The organism is Aeromonas sp. A04 (assembly GCF_047780465.1).
Lineage (GTDB): Bacteria > Pseudomonadota > Gammaproteobacteria > Enterobacterales > Aeromonadaceae > Aeromonas > Aeromonas bestiarum.
Genome location: NZ_JBLNHP010000009.1, coordinates 44,530 through 69,475 on the forward strand (window position 1 = coordinate 44,530; position 24,946 = coordinate 69,475).

General features: G+C 62.2%; 21 protein-coding genes. 12 read left to right on the forward strand and 9 right to left on the reverse strand.

Annotated elements, in window-relative coordinates; all coding sequences use genetic code 11:
- Positions 1-74 precede the first annotated feature (74 nt).
- The 7 genes from ispD to rlmD form a co-directional block, all read right to left on the reverse strand.
- The gene (gene ispD, locus ACM3N8_RS19645) at positions 75-761 is read right to left on the reverse strand and encodes a 2-C-methyl-D-erythritol 4-phosphate cytidylyltransferase (RefSeq protein ID WP_098980695.1); all 687 of its coding nucleotides are present in this window, start codon (positions 759-761) and stop codon (positions 75-77) included.
- A complete protein-coding gene (ftsB, locus tag ACM3N8_RS19650; RefSeq protein WP_042872668.1) occupies positions 754-1,071 on the reverse strand; it encodes a cell division protein FtsB in 318 nt (105 codons plus the stop codon). The genes ispD and ftsB overlap by 8 nt, the downstream gene beginning before the upstream one ends.
- Positions 1,072-1,250: 179 nt before the next feature.
- Entirely contained in the window at positions 1,251-2,552 is a 1,302-nt protein-coding gene (gene eno / locus ACM3N8_RS19655; protein ID WP_103472742.1) for a phosphopyruvate hydratase, read from the reverse strand.
- Between the two features lie 89 nt (positions 2,553-2,641).
- Positions 2,642-4,279 (reverse strand): glutamine hydrolyzing CTP synthase, encoded by a 1,638-nt coding sequence (gene pyrG / locus ACM3N8_RS19660; RefSeq protein ID WP_042872670.1) that lies wholly within the window; start codon positions 4,277-4,279, stop codon positions 2,642-2,644.
- A 141-nt stretch (positions 4,280-4,420) separates the two neighbouring features.
- Complete coding sequence (gene mazG / locus ACM3N8_RS19665) at positions 4,421-5,218, reverse strand: nucleoside triphosphate pyrophosphohydrolase (RefSeq protein ID WP_043554948.1); 798 nt, start codon at positions 5,216-5,218, stop codon at positions 4,421-4,423.
- A 175-nt stretch (positions 5,219-5,393) separates the two neighbouring features.
- Entirely contained in the window at positions 5,394-7,604 is a 2,211-nt protein-coding gene (gene relA, locus ACM3N8_RS19670; RefSeq protein WP_043142131.1) for a GTP diphosphokinase, read from the reverse strand.
- Positions 7,605-7,977: 373 nt separating this feature from the next.
- Positions 7,978-9,297, reverse strand: coding sequence for a 23S rRNA (uracil(1939)-C(5))-methyltransferase RlmD (gene rlmD / locus ACM3N8_RS19675; RefSeq protein WP_290019308.1), 1,320 nt, complete (start codon positions 9,295-9,297; stop codon positions 7,978-7,980).
- Between the two features lie 230 nt (positions 9,298-9,527).
- Here rlmD and barA point away from each other — a divergent pair, with 230 nt between their 5' ends.
- The 3 genes from barA to ACM3N8_RS19690 all read left to right on the forward strand — a co-directional run bounded on the left by barA (position 9,528) and on the right by ACM3N8_RS19690 (position 13,780).
- Positions 9,528-12,239, forward strand: coding sequence for a two-component sensor histidine kinase BarA (gene barA / locus ACM3N8_RS19680; RefSeq protein WP_043142137.1), 2,712 nt, complete (start codon positions 9,528-9,530; stop codon positions 12,237-12,239).
- 131 nt (positions 12,240-12,370) lie between these two features.
- A complete protein-coding gene (locus ACM3N8_RS19685; protein WP_005318863.1) occupies positions 12,371-12,850 on the forward strand; it encodes a DUF1456 family protein in 480 nt (159 codons plus the stop codon).
- Between the two features lie 3 nt (positions 12,851-12,853).
- Positions 12,854-13,780: an N-acetylmuramoyl-L-alanine amidase gene (locus tag ACM3N8_RS19690; RefSeq protein ID WP_416016511.1), complete on the forward strand. Its 927-nt coding sequence runs from the start codon at positions 12,854-12,856 to the stop codon at positions 13,778-13,780.
- Between the two features lie 70 nt (positions 13,781-13,850).
- Here the strand turns inward: ACM3N8_RS19690 and ACM3N8_RS19695 are convergent, their stop codons facing one another.
- Positions 13,851-14,648, reverse strand: a complete 798-nt coding sequence (locus ACM3N8_RS19695; protein WP_043142143.1) for a DeoR family transcriptional regulator — start codon at positions 14,646-14,648, stop codon at positions 13,851-13,853.
- 272 nt (positions 14,649-14,920) lie between these two features.
- Here ACM3N8_RS19695 and kbaZ point away from each other — a divergent pair, with 272 nt between their 5' ends.
- The 9 genes from kbaZ (at position 14,921) to ACM3N8_RS19740 (ending at position 24,092) form a co-directional block, all read left to right on the forward strand.
- The gene (gene kbaZ, locus ACM3N8_RS19700) at positions 14,921-16,234 is read left to right on the forward strand and encodes a tagatose-bisphosphate aldolase subunit KbaZ (protein WP_416016512.1); all 1,314 of its coding nucleotides are present in this window, start codon (positions 14,921-14,923) and stop codon (positions 16,232-16,234) included.
- A gap of 12 nt (positions 16,235-16,246) precedes the next feature.
- Positions 16,247-17,416, forward strand: coding sequence for an SIS domain-containing protein (locus ACM3N8_RS19705; protein WP_290019304.1), 1,170 nt, complete (start codon positions 16,247-16,249; stop codon positions 17,414-17,416).
- Positions 17,416-17,889, forward strand: a complete 474-nt coding sequence (gene agaV, locus ACM3N8_RS19710; RefSeq protein ID WP_042872688.1) for a PTS N-acetylgalactosamine transporter subunit IIB — start codon at positions 17,416-17,418, stop codon at positions 17,887-17,889. The genes ACM3N8_RS19705 and agaV overlap by 1 nt, the downstream gene beginning before the upstream one ends.
- Positions 17,890-17,904: 15 nt before the next feature.
- Entirely contained in the window at positions 17,905-18,681 is a 777-nt protein-coding gene (gene agaW, locus ACM3N8_RS19715) for a PTS N-acetylgalactosamine transporter subunit IIC (protein ID WP_241280538.1), read from the forward strand.
- Positions 18,671-19,549 (forward strand): PTS N-acetylgalactosamine transporter subunit IID, encoded by an 879-nt coding sequence (agaE, locus tag ACM3N8_RS19720; protein ID WP_043142157.1) that lies wholly within the window; start codon positions 18,671-18,673, stop codon positions 19,547-19,549. The genes agaW and agaE overlap by 11 nt, the downstream gene beginning before the upstream one ends.
- Before the next feature lie 49 nt (positions 19,550-19,598).
- Entirely contained in the window at positions 19,599-20,033 is a 435-nt protein-coding gene (agaF, locus tag ACM3N8_RS19725; protein ID WP_043142160.1) for a PTS galactosamine/N-acetylgalactosamine transporter subunit IIA, read from the forward strand.
- Positions 20,034-21,233 carry an N-acetylglucosamine-6-phosphate deacetylase gene (nagA, locus tag ACM3N8_RS19730; RefSeq protein ID WP_416016513.1) on the forward strand — a complete coding sequence of 400 codons (1,200 nt, stop codon included), beginning with the start codon at positions 20,034-20,036 and terminating at the stop codon, positions 21,231-21,233.
- Entirely contained in the window at positions 21,224-22,078 is an 855-nt protein-coding gene (locus tag ACM3N8_RS19735; protein WP_043142164.1) for a tagatose bisphosphate family class II aldolase, read from the forward strand. The genes nagA and ACM3N8_RS19735 overlap by 10 nt, the downstream gene beginning before the upstream one ends.
- A gap of 124 nt (positions 22,079-22,202) precedes the next feature.
- Positions 22,203-24,092 carry an enterotoxin gene (locus tag ACM3N8_RS19740; protein ID WP_416016514.1) on the forward strand — a complete coding sequence of 630 codons (1,890 nt, stop codon included), beginning with the start codon at positions 22,203-22,205 and terminating at the stop codon, positions 24,090-24,092.
- 84 nt (positions 24,093-24,176) lie between these two features.
- On the opposite strand, the gene pdxJ is transcribed toward ACM3N8_RS19740, so the two are convergent.
- A complete protein-coding gene (gene pdxJ / locus ACM3N8_RS19745) occupies positions 24,177-24,914 on the reverse strand; it encodes a pyridoxine 5'-phosphate synthase (RefSeq protein WP_103472734.1) in 738 nt (245 codons plus the stop codon).
- Between the last annotated feature and the right edge of the window lie 32 nt (positions 24,915-24,946).

Genomic DNA, 24,946 nt, shown 5'->3' on the forward strand with positions numbered 1-24,946 from the left:
TCCACCCAAACCCTGTGCACCTCAACCGCATGTCCCATCCGGATCATGCTCGCTCCTTGTCTGGGTGTATCGACTTATGCCTGCTGGCTTAAAAACAGCCCCGCCAGAGAGAGATCCTCCGGCCGGGTCACCTTGATGTTGTCGGCACGCCCTTCCACCATGCGTACTGTGAAACCGGCACGCTCCATGGCGGAGGCCTCGTCGGTGATGGTGGCCCCCAAGGCCAGCCCCTCCTCCAGCGCCCGCAGCAGGGTGCGGGCGGGGAACATCTGCGGCGTCAGGGCATGCCAGAGCTGCTCGCGATCGACGGTGCCGAGTATGTTGCCCATGGCGTCTGAACGCTTCATGGTGTCGCGCACCCGGCTGCCGAGAATGGCGCCACCACACTGGATGGCGGTGGCGATGAGCCGGTCGAGATCGCCGTGGGTCAGACAGGGACGGGCGGCATCGTGCACCAGCACCCACTCCCCCTCTGCCACATGCAGCGCATTGAGAACGGAAAAGGCGCGCTCGGCGCCCCCCTCTACCCGCAGGACACGCGGGTCTGTCGCAACGGGCAGGGCATCAAACCAGCGATCGTGGGGCGCCAGCGCCACTATCACCCGGGCAATGGCCGGGTGTGACAGCAGGGCGCCGAGGGTATGCTCGAGAATGGTCTGTCCCGCCAGCTGCAGATACTGTTTCGGACAATCGGCGCCCATCCGGCTGCCAATCCCGGCGGCGGGGACTATGGCGGTCAGCCCGGTCTGGCGATCAGTCATCGTAGGCTGCGTCTCCCGAGCTGGAGCCCTTGTCCTTATCCTTGGGGATGATCCGGTAGAAGGTCTCGCCCTGCTTGATGTAGCCGAGATCGTTGCGCGACAGCTCCTCTATGGCCTCGAGGCCCGAGGTCAGATCGTCAATCTCGCGATAAATCAGGTTGTTGCGATCCTTGAGTACCAGATTGTCCTGCTGCTGCCGGGAGATGGCGTCAGACAATTCGTGATAATCGGACAGGCCATTTTTCCCCAGCCAGAGGTCATATTGAAGCCCTCCCAACAGGAAGAGCAGGATAAGAGTGAGTAGCCGCATGCACTGAGTCTCCTTCAAGCGGCCTAGTTTCCCATATTCGCAGGCAAGACAAAAGGAAGCCTGTGTCCCGGATGGGCTGGGCCGGAATAAAAAATGCAGAAACCGCACCCGGCGATGACGGAAACGAAAAAGCCCCGCCAGATTGGCGGGGCTTTGAGCAGATTAAGGGCGGGCTGGAATTAAGCCTGGTTTTTAACTTCTTTCAGACCGCGGAAAGGAGCTTTGGCACCCAGAGCTTCTTCGATACGGATCAGCTGGTTGTACTTGGCAACACGGTCAGAACGGCTCATGGAACCTGTCTTGATCTGGCCAGCAGCGGTACCAACAGCCAGGTCGGCGATGGTCGCGTCTTCGGTCTCACCGGAGCGGTGGGAGATGACGGCAGTGTAGCCAGCGTCTTTGGCCATCTTGATGGCAGCCAGAGTTTCGGTCAGGGAACCGATCTGGTTGAACTTGATCAGGATGGAGTTGGCAACGCCGTTGTCGATACCGCGCTTCAGGATCTTGGTGTTGGTTACGAACAGGTCGTCACCCACGATCTGGATTTTCTTGCCCAGTTCAGCAGTCTGGTAAGCAAAACCGTCCCAGTCAGATTCGTCCAGGCCATCTTCGATGGAGACGATCGGGAACTTGGTGGTCAGGTCAGCCAGGTAGTCAGAGAAACCGTTGGAGGTGAAGATACGACCTTCGCCTTTCAGGTTGTACTCTTTCTTCTCTGCGTCATAGAACTCGGAAGCAGCACAGTCCATGGCCAGGGTGATGTCTTTACCCAGGACATAGCCAGCAGCAGCAACGGCTTCTGCGATCACTTCCAGCGCTTCGGCGTTGGATTTCAGGTTGGGAGCGAAACCACCTTCGTCACCAACAGCAGTGTTGTAGCCCTTGGACTTCAGCACTTTGGCCAGGTTGTGGAACACTTCGGCGCCCATGCGAACGGCTTCTTTCAGGGTCTTGGCGCCAACCGGCTGGATCATGAACTCCTGGATGTCGACGTTGTTGTCGGCGTGCTCACCACCGTTGATGATGTTCATCATCGGCAGCGGCATGGAGTAAACACCCGCGGTGCCGTTCAGCTCGGCGATGTGAGCGTACAGCGGCATGCCTTTGGCAGCAGCGGCGGCTTTGGCGTTGGCCAGGGAAACAGCCAGGATGGCGTTGGCGCCAAACTTGGATTTGTTCTCGGTGCCGTCGAGGTCGATCATGATCTGGTCGATAGCGGCCTGGTCCTTGGCATCTTTACCCAGCAGAGCTTGAGCGATCGGGCCGTTGACGGCGGCGAGGGCTTTCAGAACGCCTTTACCCAGGAAACGGCTCTTGTCGCCGTCACGCAGTTCCAGCGCTTCGCGGGAACCGGTGGACGCGCCAGACGGAGCGGCTGCCATACCAACAAAACCACCTTCCAGGTGAACTTCGGCCTCAACGGTCGGGTTACCACGGGAGTCGATGATTTCACGACCGATCACTTTAACGATCTTGGACATGTGTATTTCCTCAGGTTTCGTAAAAAAACAACAAAAATATGCCAAAAAAAGCGGCTGTGGCACAGAGCCTCAACCGCATTTATTTTCAATTACTTCAGATTACGCTTCTGATACTCGCCTGCCGCCTTCACAAAACCGGCGAACAGGGCGTGGCCATCACGGGGAGTCGAGGTGAACTCCGGGTGGAACTGCGCCGCCACGAACCAAGGGTGATCCGGGATCTCGATAATTTCCACCAATTTTTTGTCGGCGGAGAGACCGGTCACTTTCAGACCTGCCGCTTCAATCTGCGGCAGCAGCTTGTTGTTCACTTCGTAACGGTGACGGTGGCGCTCGTAAATGGTCGGGCTGCCGTACATCTGACGCACCTTGGAACCTTCGACCAGGTGGCAGAGCTGGGAGCCCAGACGCATGGTGCCGCCCAGATCAGACTTCTCGGTACGAGTCTCGACGTTGCCTTCGTCATCCACCCACTCGGTGATGAGACCGACGACCGGATAGGCACAATCTTTCTTGAATTCGGAGGAGTGAGCCCCTGTCATGCCCGCCACGTTGCGTGCAAATTCGATCATGGCAACCTGCATGCCGAGGCAGATACCCAGATAAGGGATCTTGTTTTCACGGGCATACTGGGCCGCCTGGATCTTGCCTTCCACGCCGCGCTCACCGAAGCCACCCGGCACCAGGATCGCGTCCAGGCCTTCCAGCAGCTCGGAGCCACGGGTCTCGATATCCTGGGAATCGATGTACTTGATGGTGACGGAGAGACGGGTCTTGAGGCCACCGTGCTTGAGCGCCTCGTTGACGGACTTGTAGGCATCCGGCAGGGAGACATACTTGCCGACCATACCGATGGTCACTTCCGCAGTCGGGTTGGCCTCTTCGAAGACCACCTGTTCCCACTCGGACAGGTCGGCCTCCTTGCACTCCAGACCGAAACGCTCGGTGAAGTAGGAGTCCAGATTCTGGGACTTGAGCAGGGCCGGGATCTTGTAGATGGAGTCGACGTCTTTCATGGAGATGACGGCGCGCTCAGGCACGTTGCAGAACAGGGCAATCTTGGCACGCTCATTGGCCGGAATGGCACGGTCAGATCGGCAGATCAGCACATCCGGCTGGATCCCGATGGAGAGCAGCTCTTTCACCGAGTGCTGGGTCGGCTTGGTCTTCACTTCACCGGCGGCAGCCAGGTAAGGCACCAGGGTCAGGTGCATGAACATGGCGCTGTTGCGGCCCACTTCGGCAGCCAGCTGACGAATGGCCTCGAGGAACGGCAGGGACTCGATATCGCCCACGGTACCGCCCACTTCGACGATGGCAACCTGATGGCCTTCGGCACCGGCAATCACCCGCTCCTTGATGGCGTTGGTGATGTGCGGGATGACCTGAATGGTGGCGCCCAGATAGTCGCCACGGCGCTCTTTGCGCAGCACGTCGGCGTAGATGCGACCAGTGGTAAAGTTGTTGCGGCGAGTCATCTTGGTGCGGATGAAACGCTCGTAGTGGCCCAGATCCAGATCGGTTTCGGCCCCGTCCTCGGTTACGAATACTTCACCGTGCTGGGTCGGGCTCATGGTGCCCGGATCCACGTTGATATAGGGGTCCAGTTTCATGATGGTCACATCCAGACCACGGGCTTCCAGAATGGCTGCCAGAGAAGCTGCGGCAATGCCTTTGCCGAGGGATGAAACAACGCCACCAGTTACAAAAATATATTTTGTCGTCATGCTGAACCTGAAAGAAGTTTAGGGAATTTTAAGGGGTGCTTCGGGGATGAAGCAGGACGGGGAAACAGTATACCAAAACCCCCTCTCCCAAACAATGAACAAAAATCTATCAGGCTCACCGCCCCCTCATCTTGCGCCAAATCAACTTTGTTCGGTTTCCTTGGCCTTGTCCCAGGCTGCGTCCAGCTTTTCCAGAGAGCAATCGGTCATTTTCAGCCCTTCCGCGGCGATAAACTGCTCAACCTGACGAAAGCGACGTTCGAACTTGCTGTTGGCGCCCCGCAGCACCTGCTCAGGATCCTTGCCAAGATGACGTACCAGGTTGACGGTGGCAAACAGCAGGTCACCGAGCTCATCGCTCACCCGCGCCTCGTCGACGTCGGCCATCAGCGCCTCTTCCATCACCTCGTCGATCTCTTCGTGGATCTTGTCCACCACAGGGCCCAGCGTCTTCCAGTCGAAGCCAACAGTGGCACAGCGCTTCTGGATCTTGGCCGAACGGGTCAGGGCCGGCAGCGCGAGCGGTATGTCATCCAGCACGCTTTCCTTGTCGAGCGCGGCCCGCTCTTTGGCCTTCTCGGCCTCCCAGTTCACCTTCACCGCCTGCTCGTCACCGAGATCCGCATCGGAAAACACATGGGGATGGCGACGAATGAGCTTCTCGCTCACCGTATCGACGATATCGGCGAAATCGAACAGCCCCTGCTCCTTGCCCAGCTGGGCGTAGAAGACCACCTGGAACAGCAAATCACCGAGTTCCCCCTTCAATCCCTGCCAATCTCGGGTTTCGATGGCATCGGCGACCTCATAGGCCTCTTCCAGGGTGTGCGGCACTATGGTCTGGAAGCTCTGCTTGAGATCCCAGGGGCAACCCTCTTGCGGGTCACGCAGGCGAGACATGATATCGAGCAATTGAGAGAGGTCGTAACGTTGAGACATGAGCTACTCACTTTCGATTCGTTAAATGGGGATGAAGCGACATCAAGCCGTGCAGCCGATCAATCTCATGTCGAGCAGTTGGGGCAGGTCGTAACGTTGGGACATGGGAGATCCGCTTTCAGGTCGTTCAAACAGAGGAAAAGCGACCGGCCCACCCTGGGCCGGTCGCTGGGTATCAGAGGCGCTTGGCGCTGATCACGTCGTTGAGCTGGCTGAGCTTGGCCAACGCCCGGTTGAAGGCGTTGATGTTGTAAATCTCCAGCTCCATGTCGATCTCGGCGGTCTGCTCGCGCACGTTGGAGCGCGAACGCACCCCCATCACGTTGATCTTCTCGTTGGCCAGCACGGTAGTGATGTCCCGCAGCAGACCCGAGCGATCGTTGGAGAGGATGCGAATGGTGAGGCCATAACCACCCGAGTAGTTCTCCCCCCACACCGCATCGATCAGTCGTTCCGGGTTGCGACGGGAGAGCTCCTTGAGCTGCTCGCAATCATCCCTGTGGATGGATACCCCGCGCCCCATGGTGATGAAGCCCTGAATGGTGTCGCCCGGGATGGGCTGGCAGCAGCGGGCGATGTGGGTCATCAGATTGCCGACCCCTTCCACCACTATGTGATCCTTGGGCTTGGGCCGGAACGGGGTATTGGCCTTCTGCTCCAGTTTTTCCAGCACACGGCGATCTTCTTCTTCCGCCGTCGGCTTGTTGTAACGGGTGTCCAGGTAGTTGAGCAGCTGGTTGATGCGGATGTCGCCGCTGCCGATACCGGCCAGCAGGTCTTCCAGCTCCTCGGCGTGGAAACGCTCGAGCACCACCTTGTCCACCTTGGAGAGGGTCAGGTTGTGTCTGTCCAGCTCCTTCTCCAGCAGCTCCTTGCCGGCGGCTATGTTCTTGTCCCGATCCAGCTTTCTGAACCAGGTGGCCACCTTGGCCCGCGCCCGGCTGGAGCGCAGGAAACCCGAGTTGGGGTTCATCCAGTCGCGGCTCGGGTTCGGCTCCTTCTGGGTGATCACCTCCACCTGGTCGCCGGTTTGCAGCGCATAGGTGAAGGGCACGATACGACCGTCAATCTTGGCGCCGATGCAGCGGTGGCCGATCATGCTGTGCACGTGATAGGCGAAGTCGAGCGGGGTGGCACCCGCCGGCAAGTCGATGACATCCCCTTTCGGGGTGAACACATAGACCCTGTCCTCGAACACCTGACTGCGCAGATCCTCGAGCAGGGAGCCGCTCTCGGAGAGATCCTCCTGCCAGGCGAGCAGCTTGCGCAGCCACTCGATCTTGTCTTCGAAGTTGTTGGCCTTGTTGGCGGCCTGGGCCCCTTCCTTGTAGCGCCAGTGAGCGGCCACCCCCAGCTCGGCATCCTGATGCATCTGGTCGGTGCGGATCTGGATCTCCACCGTCTTGCCTTCCGGCCCCACCACCACTGTGTGGATCGACTGATAGCCGTTGGGTTTGGGGTTGGCGACATAGTCGTCAAACTCGCGGGGAATATGGTGGAAATGGGTATGGACTATGCCGAGCGCCGCGTAGCAATCCTGCAGCCGCTTGGTCACCACCCGCACAGCGCGCACGTCGAACAGCTCGTTGAACTCGAGGTGCTTCTTCTGCATCTTGCGCCAGATGCTGTAGATGTGTTTCGGACGGCCATAGACTTCAGCCTCCACATCCGCTTCCTTGAGGGCATCGCGCAGGGACTGCACGAACTCGCGGATGTAGCGCTCCCGGTCGAGGCGCTTCTCGTCGAGCTGCTTGGCGATCTGCTTGTAGGTGTCCGGGTGCAGGTAACGGAAGGCAAGATCTTCCAGCTCCCATTTGAGCTGACCTATGCCGAGCCGGTTGGCCAGCGGGGCATAGATGTTGGTGATCTCCTGGGCCATCAGCACCCGGGTCTCTTCATCCGCCTTCTTCGCTTCCCGCAGGCAGGCGATCCGCTCCGCCAGCTTGATGACCACGGCACGCACATCCTCGACCATGGCGAGCAGCATGCGGCGCACGTTGTCGACCTGTTCCGGCGAGGTCTCGCTGCGGTGCAGGGTCTGCAGGGAGCGGATGGCTTCCATCTCCAGCACCCCTTCCACCAGCTTGGCGATCTTGGGACCGAAGTCTTCGTCCATCCGCTCCTGGCTGATGAGGCCGGCTTCGACGAAGGGGTAGATGATGGCGGCCTTGAGGGTGCCGAGATCCATGCTGAGCATCAGCAGAATGCCCGCCATCTCGACGCCACGCACCAGCAGGCGGTTGGTGAGCGCCTCGTCACCGAGCGTCAGACAATACTGGTAGACGGTTCGCAACTGATCCTTGTCACTGTCACTCAAGGAGAGCGAGCTGACCCACTCTTCCAGGGTGAAGTTGTCTTTCAAATGAATATCGCGAACCGCAACCATGGTATCAATCCTTTAAATTATTGGGCCGAAAGCTACCGCTTCCTCCCCCTCACCTGATGAGACTGCCTCAGATGGGGATATCTGGAGAACTTTTCAAGGCATATTGTCAATAAAGACAATAGAGTTCTCCAACAGGCCCAGCCGATTTACGAGGGGCTAGATTACCCCAATCACTCCCGCTCAAACAGCCTGATGGACGCCAGATACACCAGAATAAAAGAACATATCCGGCCCCCAAACACATCAGACCAAGGGGCTGGATTACTCAGTTCACTCCCGCTCAAACAGCCTGATGGACACCAGATATACCGGAATAAAAGAACATATCCGGCCCCCACACGCATCAGACCAAGGGGCTGGATTACTCCGTTCATTACCGCTCAAACAGGGCCATGGACTCCAGATGGCCGGTGTGGGGGAACATGTCGAGCATCCCCAGACGTACCAGTCGGTAGCCCCCTTTCACCAGCACCTGGCTGTCACGGGCCAGGGTGACCGGGTTACAGGAAACGTAGACCACTCGCTTGGGTGAAAGTTTCACGACGTGCCCCATCACCTCCAGCGCACCGGGGCGGGCCGGATCCAGCAGCACCAGATCGAACCCTTCCCGCGCCCAGGACATGCCGACTATGTCACCGCTCAAGTCCGCCTTGTAGAAACGGGCATTGTCGATGCCGTTGCGACGGGCGTTCTCCTCGGCGCGGGCCACCATGGCCAGCTCCCCTTCCACGCCCACCACTTCCCGGGCCTGACGGGCCAGTGGCAGGGTGAAGTTGCCAATGCCGCAGAACAGATCCAGCACCTTGTCATCCTTGCTCGCCCCGAGCCACGCCAGCGCCTGGGCCACCATGCTCTGGTTGATGGGGCCGTTGACCTGAATGAAGTCACCAGGAGCAAATGCAAGAGACAGGCCATCCAGTGAGTAGGATGGCTGGAATACCTGGTGCAATGGCTCGATGCGTTCATCGGCAGCCTGCAGATAGAGGTCTATCCCCTGCGTCTGCGCAAACGCCACCAGCAGGGCGCGATCCCCCTCGTTGGGACGACCCGTATGGCGCAGCAGCATCATGATCCCCTGCTCGGCCTGAATGAGTTCGGCATGGCCCAGCTCACGCTGGCTCTTGAGGCGATTGAGGCAGTCGCGCAGAGGGTTAATGAGGGCAGAGAGCGGCTCGGCCAGCACGGGGCAGTCCTCGATCTCCACCAGGTCGTTGGATTGGCGACGACGAAAACCGACCCGGGTGCAGCGGCCATTCTTGTCAAACTTGATGGCCAGCCGGCAGACCCGGCGGTAGGCGCGAGACTCCCCTGTCAGCACGGGCTCCAGCGCTGGCGCCTTGATCTGCCCCAGCCGCTCGAACAGGCTGACCAAACCGGCCTCCTTGGCGGCCTGCTGATCCGCCTCACCGAGATGCTGGGCATTGCAACCGCCGCACTCGCGGTAGTGGCTGCAGAAGGGGGCGATGCGATTGGCTGCCGGGGTCACCACCTGTTGCAAGGCGGCGTGGGCATACTGCTTCTTGTCTTCGAGGATGCGGGCCTTGACCTGCTCGCCGGGCAGCGCCCCTTCGATGAAGATCGCCTTGCCCTGATGACGGCCGATACCGACGCAGTGGTGATCCAGACTGTCTACCGTAAATTCAATACGTTGGGGCTGGGTGGATTTCTTTTGGGGCTTGAAAAACTGGGCCATAAAACTTGGTGCCTATAGGTGGCTATGTCATGATTGTGGAATCTGCAGCAGGCTATTGTCCCACAAGAATAATAGTATGACCAAATCCGGCCTGCGGGCCCGCCCACTGTCGTTTGCCTTCTTGCCAACCCTGCTCTTCGGGGGACTATCCGCATGACCCAATCCGGCCTGCGCGCTCATGTCGTGCCATTGACCATCTTGCCCACCCTGCTCATCGGGGGACCATTCGCATGACCAAGTACGGCCTGCGAGCCCGGGTGCTGGCCTTTACCATATTGCCGACCCTGATCATTGGCGGCCTGATGGCCGGCTATTTCACCTTCCACCGCTACCAGCAGCTGGAAAACAACCTGATCGATCAGGGCATCAACATCATAGAGCCGCTGGCCATCGCCAGTGAATACGGCATGACCCAGCACAGCCGGGAGTCGCTCAAGCGGCTGATTGGCCTGACTCACCGCAAGAATTCGCCGCTCATCAAGTCCATCGCCGTCTTCACCCAGGACAACCAGCTGTTCGTGACGTCCAACTACCACAGGGACTTCACCCGGCTGCGGCTGCCCGATGGCAGCCAGATCCCCGAGCTGACCAGCGTCACCCTCTATGGTGACGACATCATACTGCGCACCCCGATCCAGGCCGAGACCAGCATGGATGGCTTCCCGCTGCCCAGCGACGTGGAGCCGCCCATGATCGGCTACATCTCCATGCAGATGACCACAGACAGGGCCATGATCCTGCAGTATCGCGACACCTTCTTCGCGGTGATCATGGTGCTCATCGGTCTGGCCGTCAGTACCCTGTTTGGCTTCAGGCTGGTCAAGAGCGTGACCCAGCCCATCACCGACATGGTGCAGGCGGTGCACAAGATCAGGGAGGGGCGGCTCGACACCCGGGTCAGCGGCCAGCTCACCGGCGAGCTGGACATGCTGAAAAACGGCATCAACGCCATGGCCAAGGCGCTCTCGGAATATCACGAGGAGATGCAGCAGAACATCGATCAGGCCACCTCTGACTTGCGCGAGACGCTGGAGCAGATCGAGATCCAGAACGTCGAGCTCGACATGGCCAAGAAGCGGGCGCAGGAGGCGGCGCGGGTCAAATCCGAGTTCCTCGCCAACATGTCCCACGAGCTGCGCACCCCGCTCAACGGCGTCATCGGCTTCACCCGCCAGCTGCTCAAGACGGCGCTGACGCCGAGCCAGACCGACTACATGCAGACCATAGAGAAGTCGGCCCGCAACCTGCTCGGCATCATCAACGACATCCTCGACTTCTCCAAGCTGGAGGCGGGCAAGCTGCAACTGGAGCACATACCCTTCAGCCTGCGCGACACCCTCAACGAGACCATGCACCTGCTCGGCCCCAGCGCCCACGACAAGCAGCTCGAACTCTCCCTGCAGGTGGATGCCGAGGTGCCGGACTACCTCACCGGCGACCCCATGCGCCTGCAGCAGGTGCTGACCAACCTCACCGGCAACGCCATCAAGTTCACCGAGCGCGGCAACGTGGATGTGCGCATCGAGCAGACCGGGGGCAGCAACGGCAACAAGGTGCGGCTCAACGTGTTGATCCGCGATACCGGCATCGGCATCTCGGAAGAGCAGCAGCGCCAGCTGTTCCAGGCCTTCAACCAGGCCGACTCCTCCATCTCGCGCCGCTATGGCGGCACTGGCCTCGGCCTCGTCATCACCCAGAAGCTGGTGCAGCAGATGGGGGGCCAGATCCGTTTCGAATCCGAACTGGGCAAGGGCTCCATCTTCTCCTTCAGCCTAGACATGGACGTCTCTCCCCTGCCCCAGACCGACAAGCTGCCGCTGGATCGCATCCAGGGCAAACGAGTCTGGCTGCTGGAGCCGGATCCCTTCAGCCACTCCTCCCTCTGCGCCCTGCTGGCGGAGTGGCAGCTGGATGTGCAGTCGCTCGCCATCGACACCATCTGGCCCGAGATGAGCAACCAGGACATGGTGATCATCGGCAGCAGCACACTGCACACACCGCAGCAGGTGATCGCCCGCCTCGACGGGCTGGACGGCCAGCAGAACACCATAGTGCTGCTCAGCAGCCACGAGCCCGCGCTCTATGACGCCATGCTGGCCCACGGCGCCCAGCACTGTCTCTCCAAGCCCACCAACCACCGCAAGCTGCTGCACGCCCTGCTCTCCCCCGAGGCAGCCAAGAGCGCGCCGCTGCCCGCCCCGACCCAGCGCCAGGTGCAGCAAGTCAAGGTGCTGGCGGTGGACGACAATGCGGCCAACCTCAAGCTGATCGCCGCCATGCTCAAGGAGATGGTGAGCCAGGTGGTGGTGTGCAAGAACGGCAAGGAGGCGGTCAGACTGGCCCAGAGCCAGCCATTCGACATCATCTTCATGGATATACAGATGCCGATCATGGATGGCATCAGCGCCACCCAGGCGATCCGCAGCCAGTCCCTCAACACAGAGACGCCGATCGTGGCGGTGACCGCCCACGCCATTCCCGGCGAGCGGGAGCGGCTGATCCGGCAGGGGATGGATGACTATCTGGCCAAGCCCATCGACGAGAGCATGCTGGCCCAGCTGATCACCGACTTCGCCCACCGTCGCCACCAGAACCACGCGGATCAGCAGATAGACTGGTCTCTGGCGGTGCGTCAGGCCGCCGGCAAGCTGGATCTCGCCAAGGAGATGCTGACCATGTTGATGGCCAGTTTCGACGAGGTGGATCCCGTGCTGGAGGCGGCCCTCGCCGGTCAGGTGGAGGATGCCGAGGTGCTGGCCCAGCTGCACCGCCTCAACGGCGGCTGCGCCTATTCCGGGGTGCCCGGCCTGCAACGGCTGCTCTCCCAGCTGGAACAGCAGCTGCGCGACGGGGTGCCGGTCAGCGAGCTGGAACCCGAATTGCTGGAGTTGCAGGATGCGATGGAGCAGGTGCGTCAGGAGGCGCCACGCTACCTCGTCTGAATGAGCGGGATGCAGGGCTGCCCGCCATTGGCAGCAGTCCCTTGCCCCCTTTTCCTGACAGGGCCTGCCCCGCTTTTTCTGACGCGGGGCGCGCCAGATGGTAAAGTTGCGCCGTTTCTACAGGAGTCAACATGACCAACAACGATATTCTGCGCCGTCTGCGCTACGCCCTCACCATCAGCAATGACCAGATGGTCGAGATGTTTGCCAAGGGCAACCTGACGGTCACTCACGCCCAGCTGCACAGCTGGCTGATGAAAGAAGCCGCCGAAGGGGAAGAGCAGGAGGCTGGCTATGTCGCCTGCCCCGATGCGGCCCTGAGCCAGTTCCTCGACGGCTTCATCATAGCGCGCCGCGGTGTGCGGGAAGATGCCCCGGCCCAGGTGATCCCGAACCGGATCAACAACAACATGATACTGCGCAAGCTGCGCATCGGCCTGAACTACAAAGAAGAGGACATGCTCGGCACCCTCAAGCTCGCCGACTTCAACCTCTCCAAGTCCGAACTGAGTGCCCTGTTCCGCTCCAAGGATCACAAGCACTATCAGGATTGCGGGGATCAGATCCTGCGCAACTTCCTCATCGGCCTCACCGCCAAGTACCGCGCCTGAGTCATGGGCCAGCGCATCCGCTCACTGTCAGCCCGCCTCTCGCTGGCCAGTGGGCGGCGCTGGCCGTTGCGCCTTCCCGCTCCGGGCGCGAACAGGGCCAGGTGGCTGCGGCTATGGCCACTCTGCCTCATACTGCTGCTGAGCGCCTGCCAGCCAGCCCCCTATCAGCTCTCGTCCCGTTACCCCAGCGCCAACCAGAATGAACGCATCGCCTTCCTGATCCTGCACTACACGGATGAGGACGATGCCCACTCTCTGCGCCTGCTGACCGAACCGGCCCACCAGGTGAGCGCCCACTACCTGATCCCCCGCGACACCGACCAGACGCCGCTGCCCGTCTACCAACTGGTGCCCGACAGCCAGCGCGCCTGGCATGCGGGCCGCAGTCGCTGGCACCAGTATGCGGGGCTCAACGCCAGCTCCCTCGGCATCGAAATCGTCAACCTGGGCTATCCGCCGGAAGATGAGCTGCTACCCGCCCACCAGCGGCGCTGGCAGCCTTACACTCGGGCGCAGATCGCCGCCATCGGCGCCCTCACTCAGGAGCTGGTGCAGCGCTATCAAATACCGCCAACCCAGGTGCTGGCCCACAGCGATGTCGCCCCCGAGCGCAAGCAGGATCCCGGCCCCCACTTCCCCTGGCGCGAGCTTGCCCTGCGCTACGGGGTCGGCGCCTGGCCCGACGAGGCCAGAGTCACGGCCCTGCGCCAACAACTAGCCCCCGCCTGGGATGCCCTCACCTGGCAACAGCAGCTCGCCCGTTACGGCTATGGGGTCGCCTCAAGCGGCGCCTGGGATGAGCAGAGCCGCGCCGCCCTGCGCGCCTTCCAGCTCCATTTCCGCCCCGCCCTGGTCAGCGGCGAGCCCGATGAACAGAGCCAGGCCATACTCACCGCCCTGCTGGAGCGTTACTTCCCCGAGCCGGGCTGAGCGCCTCTCCTGACAACGAAAGAGGGACGCCATGGCGTCCCTCTTTCTCAATCCCTTTTCGCGGCCCGGATCAGGCTGGCACCAGCAGCACCTCTATCCCCGCCTGGCGCAGCCCGGCCAGGGTCTCGGCCGCAATGGCGTCATCCGTGATCAGGGTGTGGATGCGCCGGGTGTCGACTATCTTGTGCAGGCTCAAGCGACCAAACTTGCTGGAATCCGTCACCACTATGATGCGCTCGGCCACGTGGCACATACAGCGGTTTAGACGCGCCTCATCCTCATGATGGGTGCTGACGCCACGCTCCAGATCGATGCCATCCACCCCGAGAAACAGCAGGTCGAAGTGGTAGTTCTGCAGGGACAAATCCGCCTGGGCGCCGTAGAAAGAGAGCGACTTGCGGCGCAGGTGTCCCCCCGTCATCAGCAGCTCCACCCCCTCAGCCTCCAGCAGGGCATTGGCCACGTTCATGCCGTTGGTCATCACCACTATCTCCTGATGCTCGCGCAGGTGGCGCGCCACCTCCAGGGTGGTGGTCCCCGAGTCGAGAATGAGCCGACTCCCCGCCTGCACCAGGCTCGCCGCCATGGCACCGATACGCTGCTTGACCGGGGTATTGAGCACGCTCTTGTCGGCTATGGTGCGCTCGGGCACCGCCTGATTCGGTTCGCACAAGAGGGCGCCGCCATAGGCGCGTACCGCCACCCCTTGCTTCTCCAGAAACGCCAGATCGTTGCGAATGGTGACTGTGGATACCTGATAGTGACTGGCCAGCTCGTTGACCTGGACGCTGCCATTGCTGCGCAGTTGCTGAATGATGCGTTCCCGCCGCTCGCTGGTGCCGAGCACGCTTTTTTCGGTTGTTTGCATAGTCTCTCTGCCGGAGTGCTGTGGTGAAAACCTGGGCTTTCACTTCGTTACGTTTGCCTATTAACACCCAGCCTTTATGCCAAATCAAGCTTTCATTGGTTTAAAAAGCCTCACGAGACTCTTCCGGAACGTCAAAAACCTTTCGATTCATTTCTTTTTGTGATCTTGCTCAAGATGCGAGCACGCTTTTGTTTCGTTAAAGGGGCGAGACGCCTAGGGTAAAGAAAGACATCGAAAGATTAAAATCGCATTCAGCCATGAGGAAGAGGGAAATGAAATCAATGCAGGCACTGATCGCACGACACAAGCAGGGGGAACCGGTCGGGATCCATGCCGTCTGCTCTGCCCACCCGCTGGTGCTGGAGGCAGCCCTGCGGCTGGCGGCACAAGGAGATGATCTGCTGCTGGTCGAGGCCACCTCCAATCAGGTGGATCAATTCGGCGGCTATACCGGCATGACGCCGGTGGATTTTCGCGATCGCCTGCACCGGCTCGCCGCCGAGTGCGACTTTCCCTTGCAGCGACTGGTATTGGGAGGCGATCACCTGGGCCCCAACCGCTGGCAGGGGGAACCCGCCGAGCAGGCCATGGAACACGCCGAGGTGCTGATCGCCAGCTATGTCGCCGCCGGCTTCAAGAAGATCCACCTCGATTGCAGCATGTCCTGCCTGGGGGATCCTGTGCCGCTCCCCGATGAGCTGGTCGCCGAGCGGGCCGCCCGGCTGGCCCGGATCGCCGAGCAGACCTGCCAGGCCGAGTTTGGCTGTTGCGATCTGGTCTATGTGATAGGCACAGAGGTGCCGGTACCGGGCGGTGCCCATGAGGAGCTGGCCGAGCTGGCCGTGACCACACCGAAAGCCGCCCGCCATACCTTGAACACCCACCAGCAGGCCTTCGCCAGGGTCGGGCTCGACGCCATCTGGCCCAGGGTGATCGGCCTGGTGGTGCAACCCGGGGTGGAGTTCGATCACACCCATGTCATCGACTACCGATCCGACAAGGCCGCCCCTCTCAGCCGGATGATCGACGCCTATCCCCATCTGGTGTTCGAAGCGCACTCCACCGACTACCAGACACCGGACGCCTACTGCCAGCTGGTGCGCGATCACTTCGCCATCCTCAAGGTCGGCCCGGCCCTCACCTTCGCCCTGCGGGAGGCGCTGTTCGCCCTCGCCGCCATCGAGGAGGAGCTGGTGGTCGCCCGCGCCTGCTCGGGTCTGCGCCAGGTGCTGGAGGAGACAATGCTGGATCGCCCCGACTTCTGGCGCAGCCACTATCAGGGCAATGCCAACGAGTGCCGGCTGGCCCGCGGTTACAGCTATTCCGACCGCATTCGCTACTACTGGCCCGACAGCCGGGTCGACGACTGCTACGCCCGGCTGCTCGCCAACCTGGCCGCCGAGCCCATTCCCCTGCCGCTGCTCAGCCAGCATCTGCCGCTGCAATACCGCAAGGTACGCCAGGGCACGCTGTCGGCCAGGGCCCACGACCTCATTCTCGATCAGGTGCAGGAGGTGCTGCGCCAATACGCCCATGCCTGTGGCACCACCCCCGCCAGTCATTCCCGGCTCACCCCGGTTGCATAAGGAGTTGTAGAGATGATCCTCGGTTATCCAGAAGAGACGCTGCGCAAGGCCAACGGCCTGGCCACCGCCCGCGAAATCCGCCAGCAACCCGCCGCCTGGCGGGAGACTCTCACCATGGTGGAGGAGTGCCGCGCCACCATAGAACGCTTCCTGCTGCCCCTGCTGTCCCGGGGCAACCTGCGGGTGATCCTGACCGGCGCCGGCACCTCCGCCTTTGCCGGCCGGGCCCTGGCACCCTACCTCTGCGCCAGGCTCAATGGCCGCTTCGAGGCGATCGCCACCACCGACATAGTCACAGACCCTGGCGAATACCTGGCGCAGGATTGCCCGACCCTGCTCATCTCCTTCGCCCGCTCCGGCAACAGCCCGGAGAGCGTGGCCGCGGTCGAGCTGGCCAGCCAGCTGCTGAGCGAGTGCCACCACCTGGTGCTCACCTGCAACGGCGAGGGGGAACTCTATCGTCGCTGCCAGAAGGATGCCCGCTCCCTGGCGCTGCTGATGCCGCCCCAGACCCACGACCGCAGCTTCGCCATGACCAGCAGCCTGACCAGCATGATGCTGAGTTGCCTGGCGGTGTTCCTGCCGCGCCAGTTCAATCCCGCCGCCAGCCAGCCGCTCATCGCCCTGGGGGAAGCCATTCTGCCCCAGGCCGAACTGAGCGTGCCCGAGTGGAATCAACCGTTGCCGGAGCGGGTCATCTACCTCGGCAGCGGCAGCCTGCAGGGGGTGGCCCAGGAGGCCGCGCTCAAGCTGCTTGAACTCACCTCGGGTCAGCTGATGGCCATGTACGACTCCCCCACAGGTTTTCGCCACGGGCCCAAGTCGGCCATCAACCGCCAGACCCTGATAGTGCTGATGATCTCCAACGATCCCTACACCCGCCAGTACGATCTGGACCTGCTCGGCGAGCTGCGCCAGGACGGCCACGCCGCCCGGGTCGTCGCCCTGGCCGATCGGCACCATCCCGCCATCGAGGAAGGCGAGCATATCTACCTGCCCACCCCCCTCAACGGCGACGATGCCGAACTGGCGTTCTGCTACCTGCTCTACGCCCAGTACTACGCCTTCCACACGGCGCTGGCGCTGGGCATCACCCCGGACAATCCCTGCCCGAGCGGCCGGGTCAACCGGGTCGTGCAGGGCGTCAACATCTATCCGTTCAACCAGCAAGGAGGTGTCTGATGCCCAACATAGTGCTGAGCCGTATCGACGAGCGCCTGATCCACGGTCAGGTCGGGGTGCAATGGGTCGGGTTTGCCGGCGCCAACCTGGTGCTGGTGGCCAATGACGAGGTGGCGGAAGACCCCATACAGCAGAACCTGATGGAGATGGTGCTGGCGGAGGGGATAGCGGTGCGCTTCTGGCCGCTGCAGAAGGTGATCGACAACATAGGCAAGGCCGCCGATCGCCAGAAAATATTGCTGGTGTGCAAGAACCCGACGGATTTTCGCACCCTGGTCGCGGGGGGCGTGCCCATCCCCCGCATCAACGTCGGCAACATGCACTACGCCGACGGCAAGCGTCAGATCCACAAGACGGTATCCGTGGATGAGACGGACATAGCGGCGTTTCGCGCCCTGCAGGACGCCCACGTCGAGTGCTTTGTCCAGGGCGTGCCGACCGAACCGGCACAGGACATTTTCAACCTCATCTGATTAAGGACAATTGTGATGGAAATCAGTTTATTGCAAGGGCTCTTGCTGGGCATGCTGGCGTTCTTCGCCGGACTTGACCTGTTCAACGGCCTGACTCACTTCCACAGGCCCGTGGTACTGGGTCCGCTGGTGGGCCTGATCCTCGGCGACCTGCCCACCGGCATACTGGTGGGCGGCACCCTGGAGCTGGTCTGGATGGGGCTGGCCCCGCTGGCGGGGGCACAACCACCCAACGTCATCATAGGCACCATAGTCGGCGCCACCTTCGCCATCACCACCGGGGTCAAGCCGGATGTGGCGGTCGGGGTCGCGGTGCCGTTCGCGGTGGCGGTCCAGATGGGGATCACCTTCCTCTTCTCGGTGATGTCGGGGGTCATGTCCCGCTGTGACCGGATGGCGGAAGCTGGCGATACCCGCGGCATAGAGCGGGTCAACTACCTAGCCCTGCTGGCGCTCGGCACCTTCTACTTCCTGTGCGCCTTCCTGCCCACCTACTTCGGGGCAGAACACGCCAAGACCGCCATCGACGTGCTGCCCGCCCGCCTCATCGACGGCCTCGGGGTCGCCGGCGGCATCATGCCCGCCATCGGCTTCGCTGTGCTGCTCAAGATCATGATGAAGAACGTCTACATCCCCTACTTCATCCTCGGCTTCGTCGCCGCCGCCTGGCTCAAGCTGCCGGTGCTGGCCATAGCCGCGGCCGCTCTGGCCATGGCCCTGATCGACTTCATGCGCAAGGACCCGGCGCCGCAAGCCCGCCCCACCCAGGAGGAAACTGAAGATGGTATCTAACAATACAGCCCGGCAGATCGCCCCGGCGGCCGAGCCGCAACCGACCCGCACCGTCTCCGACGACGTCTACGAAGATCAGCAACTGGGGGCCGAGCTGACCCGCCAGGACATCAATCGCTTCGCCTGGCGCTCCCTGCTGTTGCAGGCCTCCTTCAACTACGAGCGGATGCAGGCATCCGGCTGGCTCTACGGCCTGCTGCCGGCGCTGCAGAAGATCCACACCAACCCCAAGGATCTCTCCCGGGCCATGAAGGGGCACATGGGCTTCTTCAACACCCACCCTTTCCTGGTCACTTTCGTGATGGGCATAGTGCTGGCGATGGAGCGATCCAAGCAGAACGTCAACAGCATACAGAGCACCAAGATCGCGGTCGGTGCGCCGCTCGGCGGGATCGGGGATGCCATGTTCTGGCTCACCCTGCTGCCCATCTGCGGCGGGATCGGCGCCGATCTGGCGCTGCAGGGCTCCATCATGGGCGCCGTGTTCTTCTTCCTGCTGTTCAATGTGGTGCACTTCGGCCTGCGCTTCGGGCTGGCGCACTACGCCTACCGCATGGGGGTCGCCGCCATTCCGCTCATCAAGGCCAACACCCGCAAGGTGGGACATGCCGCCTCCATCGTCGGCATGACGGTGATCGGCGCCCTGGTCGCCACCTATGTGCGGCTCGGCACCACCCTGGAGATCACCGCCGGTGATGCCGTAGTGAAGCTGCAGGCGGACGTGCTCGACAAGCTGATGCCAGCCTTCCTGCCGCTGCTCTACACCCTGGCCATGTATGCGCTGATCCGCCGCGGCTGGAGCCCGCTACGCCTCATCGTCATCACGGTCGCGCTCGGTATCGTCGGCAAGTTTGCAGGCTTCCTCTAATCCGGTGCCGGCGACAGGCCGGCCCCCCTTTGCTGTAAAGGAACACCTTATGTTGGGCATCATCATTTGCGGTCATGGCGGCTTCGCCAGCGGCATGGAGCAGGCCATGAACCAGATCCTCGGCGAGCAGGAGGCGGTGGTCGCCATCGACTTTCCGGAATCCTCCACCACGGCCCTGCTGCAGGGCCAGTGCGAGGCGGCACTGGCGCGGGTCGACCGTGGCGACGGCGTGGTCTTTCTGACCGACCTGCTGGGTGGCACCCCGTTTCGGGTCGCCTCCACCCTGGCGCTGCGCCAGCCAGACCGGGAAGTCGTGACCGGCACCAATCTGCAGTTGCTGCTGGAGATGACCATGGATCGCGGCGAGCTGACCCCGTCCCAGTTTCGCGAGCAGGCCCTGTGCTGCGGCCATCGCGGCCTCACCAGCCTGGTGGACGAGCTGGCGCGCGAGCGGGCCGAATCGCGGGTCGAGGAGGGTATCTAGATGGCAACACGGATCCGGGCCCGTCGCCTGCTGACCGAGCAGGGTTGGCTGGAACATCAAATGCTTGCCCATGAGGACGGCATCATCACCGCCATCGCCCCCATCCCGGCCGACGATCCGGTGCGGGAGGTCGAGTTGCTGGTGCCCGCCCTCATCGATGGCCACGTGCACGGCGGGGCCGGCGTCGACGTGATGGACGAGGAGACCGGCGTGCTGGCCCGGCTTTCCCTCGCCAAGGCGGCGGAAGGGGTCGGTGCCTTCCTCGCCACCACTGTCACGGCACCGCTACCCGCCATCACACGCGCCCTGAGCCGGGTCGCCGATGCCATGGAGAGCGGCATGCCGGGCGCCCAGCTGCTCGGCAGCTATCTGGAGGGCCCCTACTTCACCCCCGACAACAAGGGCGCCCACGATCCTGCCCTGTTCCGGGAACTCGACCTGGCCGAGCTGGCGCAGTTGCAGCGCCAGGCACGCGGCACCCTGAAGGTCGTCGCCCTCGCCCCCGAGAAGGCCAACGCCCTGGCGGCCATCTGCCACCTCAAGGCGGCCGGCATCCGGGTCATGCTGGGTCACTCCGCCGCCGGCCACGACACCACACAGGCGGCACTGACGGCCGGCGCAACCGGTCTGGTGCACTGTTTCAACGGCATGCGCGGACTGCACCACAGGGAACCCGGCATGGTAGGGGCCGGCCTGGTGCATCCCACCGCCTGGCTGGAGCTCATCGCCGATGGCCATCATGTGCATCCAACCGTACTCAAGCTGTGCCATCGCTGCGCCGGGGATCGCCTGCTGCTCATCACGGATGCCATGCGCGCCGCCGGCATGCCGGACGGCCACTACCTGCTCGGTGACTACCGGGTGGAGATGAAGGACGGGGTGGTGCACACCGCCACCGGCGGCCTGGCGGGCAGCACCCTCACCCTGCTCGGGGCCGTGCGCAACATGGTGCATCTGGCCGGCGTGCCCCTTGCCGAAGCCATCCAGATGGCATCGCTGGCCCCTGCCCGCATGCTCGGCATCGACGACCAGCTCGGCTCGCTGGCCGTTGGCAAGCGGGCCAACCTGCTCGCCCTCACTCCGGCCCTCTACCAGCAACATATCTGGGTCGCCGGCAGGGAGATAACTCCCGCCAGCGCCCCCGCCTCTTTCTCTGAACCCGACGCCACTCAAGGCGCCAAGGAGTCCTCATGTATCTGATCTCGTCCCACGAAATGCTCAAAGATGCCCAGCGCCGCGGCTACGCGGTACCGGCCTTCAACATCCACAACCTGGAAACCGTCGAGGTGGTGGCCCGCACCGCCGCCCAGCTGAGATCCCCCGTCATCCTGGCCGCCACGCCGGGTACCTATCGCCATGCCGGGGTCGAATACCTGGTCTCCATCTGCGCCTCGGCGGCCCACCAGTACCGCATACCGCTGGTGCTGCACCTGGACCACCACGAAGATGAACAGGATATCCACTTCAAGGTCGAATCCGGCATCCACTCCGCCATGATCGACGCATCCCACCTGCCATTCGAGGAGAACGTCGCCAAAGTGCAGCGGGTCGTCACCTTCTGCCACCGCATGGGGGCGAGCGTGGAGGCCGAGCTGGGCCAGCTCGGCGGACAGGAGGATGACCTGATAGTGGACGCCGCCAACGCCCATCTGACCGATCCGGACAAGGCTGCCGAGTTCGTGGCGCGCACCGGCATCGACTCCCTCGCCGTGGCCATCGGCACGGCCCACGGCCTCTACAAGGAGGAGCCGCGCCTCGACTTCGATCGCCTCGCCGCCATCCGGGACCGAGTCTCCATTCCGCTGGTGCTGCATGGCGCCTCCGGCATTCCAGACCGGGACGTACGCCGCTGCATCGAGCTCGGGGTGTGCAAGGTCAACGTGGCCACCGAGCTGAAGATCGCCTTCTCCGACGCCATGAAGGCCTTCCTCGCCACCCACCCAGATGCCAGCGATCCACGCCAGTATCTGGTGCCCGCCATGGCCGCCATGGAGGAGGTGGTCGCCGCCAAGATCCGCATGTGCATGAGCGACGGCAAGCTGTAACCGGCCTGCGGGCTCGCCAGCCTGGTGAGCCCGCACCAGATCCCGCAAATCCGCCAGCCTCAGGAGGACGCCAAGCCCCATCACCCCAGTCACACCGCCATTCATCATCTATACGGAGATAAATATGAACGCACGTACCGCCATGACGCTGCTGGTCCTGCTGACCCTGCCCGCCCTCGCCCGGGCCGAGGTGATGTCGCTGCAGGGCAACCAGTACCAGATCAGCGTCAAAACGGATGCCGGAAAATTCCAGGAGATCACCTTCACCAACAGGGCGAACGGGGATGTCATCCGCTCGAATACCCTGTTCGATATCAAGGGGCTGGATGACAGGCTGACCTCGTCGGCCGACTTCACTGTAGATGCGTTTGCCAAAGAGCAGGACCACATTGACATCGCACTGAGCAACGCCGACTTCCTGATCAAGAGCGAGATCCGGCTGGCCAAAGACAAGCGCTACGCCAGCATCGACTTCTCCCTCGACACCCTCAAGAATGGCAAGCGGATCAACGGCTTCTCCATGCTGCCGTTCCACTCCCAGGCACCCTTTGTCTACGGCGCCATCAACAGCTCGCCCATCGTCAGCGACAGCTTCTTCATCACGCCGCAGAATCCGCTGGTCAACACCCGCGCCTACGAGGGGGGCGTCAGCCAGCTGATCCCGCTCACGCTGCCGCTGGAGCAGGGCAAGCCGCTCACCTATCGCACCTATGTCGGCACCTTCGACGAGGGTCAGCTCAGACGTGACTTCAACGAGTTCATCAACGACGCCCGCGACAGACCCTACGCCCCCTATCTGCACTACAACTCCTGGCTCGACATCGGCTTCTTCAACCCCTACACCGAAGCCGACGCTCTGACCCGCATCAAGCAGTTTGGCGAGGCACTGGTCACCCGGCGCGGCGTGACCATGAGCGGCTTCCTGTTCGACGATGGCTGGGACGATCGCAAGGGCAACTGGGGCTTCAGCAAGGACTTCCCGGACGGCTTTCGCAAGCTCAAAACCGCGGCCGAGCAGTATCACGCTCAACTCGGCATCTGGTTCTCTCCCTGGGGTGGCTACAACAAGCCGAGGGATGAACGGGTCTCCCATGCCGCCGAATTCGGCTACGAGCTGAGCGATGGCAAGTTCGCCCTCTCGGGCCCCGTCTACTACAAAAATTTCCATCAGAAGGTGATGTCGCTCATCCAGGATCAGGGCGTCACCCACTTCAAGTTCGACGGCACAGGCAACGCCAACAAGCAGATCAAGGGCAGCCAGTTCACCAGCGACTTCGATGCCGCCATCCACCTGATCTCGGATGCCCGCACCGCCAACAAGGAGGTCTTCATCAACCTGACCACGGGCACCACGGCCTCCCCCTCCTGGCTCTTCTTCGCCGACTCCATCTGGCGCGGTGGCGATGACATCAACTTCTATGGCCCCGGCTCCAGGGTCCAGCAGTGGATCACCTACCGGGATGCGGAGACCTACCGCTCCATCGTCAAGCAAGGCCCGCTGTTTCCGCTCAACTCCCTGATGCTGCACGGGCTTGTCTATGCCAAGCAGGCCAAACATCTGGATCAGCAGTCGCCACAAGATTTTGCCGATCAGGCCTGGAGCTACTTTGCCACCGGCACCCAGCTGCAGGAGCTCTATATCACCCCGGAGCTGCTGAGCGGCGAGAACTGGGATCTGCTGGCCAAGGCGGCGCTCTGGTCGCAGCAGAACCAGGCCGTGCTGTTTGACAGCCACTGGATTGGCGGCGACCCCACCCTGCTGACCGTCTATGGCTGGGCGGCGTGGAGCCCAGCAAAGTCTTTCATTACCCTGCGCAACCCTTCGAGCCAGCCTCAACAGTTCTTCCTGGAACCGACTCGCCAGCTTGAAGTGCCCACCACAGAGGCGAAAGGCTTTAATATCAAACCGCTATATGGCGACAACAAAACCGTGCCGACGTCAATCAGCGATGGGATGGTCATCAAGCTGGCGCCACTGGAGCTCATCACCCTGGAGCTGACGCCCATCAAATAAGCATGGATCCAATCAGCCGGTGGCTGATGCCATACAAAAGGGACGCCGCGGCGTCCCTTTTTCATCTCTCATCAACCAGGTCGGTCAGATCCCCTGACGGGCTTCCTGCATCAGCAGGCGCATGTCGCTGACCGCCTTGGTCAGGCCGTCAAAGGCGGCGCGGCCTATGATGGCGTGGCCTATGTTGAGCTCATAGAGCTCGGGGATGGCGGCGATGGCCTTGACGTTGTGATAGTGCAGACCGTGGCCGGCATTGACCTTGAGCCCCTTGCCGGCGGCATAGGAGGCACCGGCGGCGATGCGCTTGAACTCGGCGTTGCGCTCGGCATCCGTGGTGGCATCGGCGTAACGGCCGGTGTGGATCTCGATGAAGGGGGCGCCACTCGCGGCGGCCGCATCGATCTGGATGGGATCGGCATCGATGAACAGCGACACCTGGGCGCCGACGGCGGCGAGGCGGGTCACCGCATCGGTGATCTTGTCGAGCTGACCGGCCACGTCCAGGCCGCCCTCTGTGGTCACCTCGGTGCGCTTCTCCGGCACCAGGCAAACGAACTGGGGCTGGATGCGCTGGGCGATGCCGATCATCTCCTCGGTCACCGCCATCTCCAGGTTCATCCTGGTCTGTATGGTCTGGCGCAGCACCTCGACATCACGATCCGTGATGTGGCGACGGTCTTCCCGCAGGTGGATGGTAATGCCATCGGCACCGGCCTGCTCGGCCACGAAGGCGGCCTGCACCGGATCCGGATACTGGGTGCCGCGGGCATTGCGCAGGGTGGCGATATGATCGATGTTCACACCCAGATAGATTTCGCTCATTGATGACTCCTTGAAACACTTCATCTGTTAAC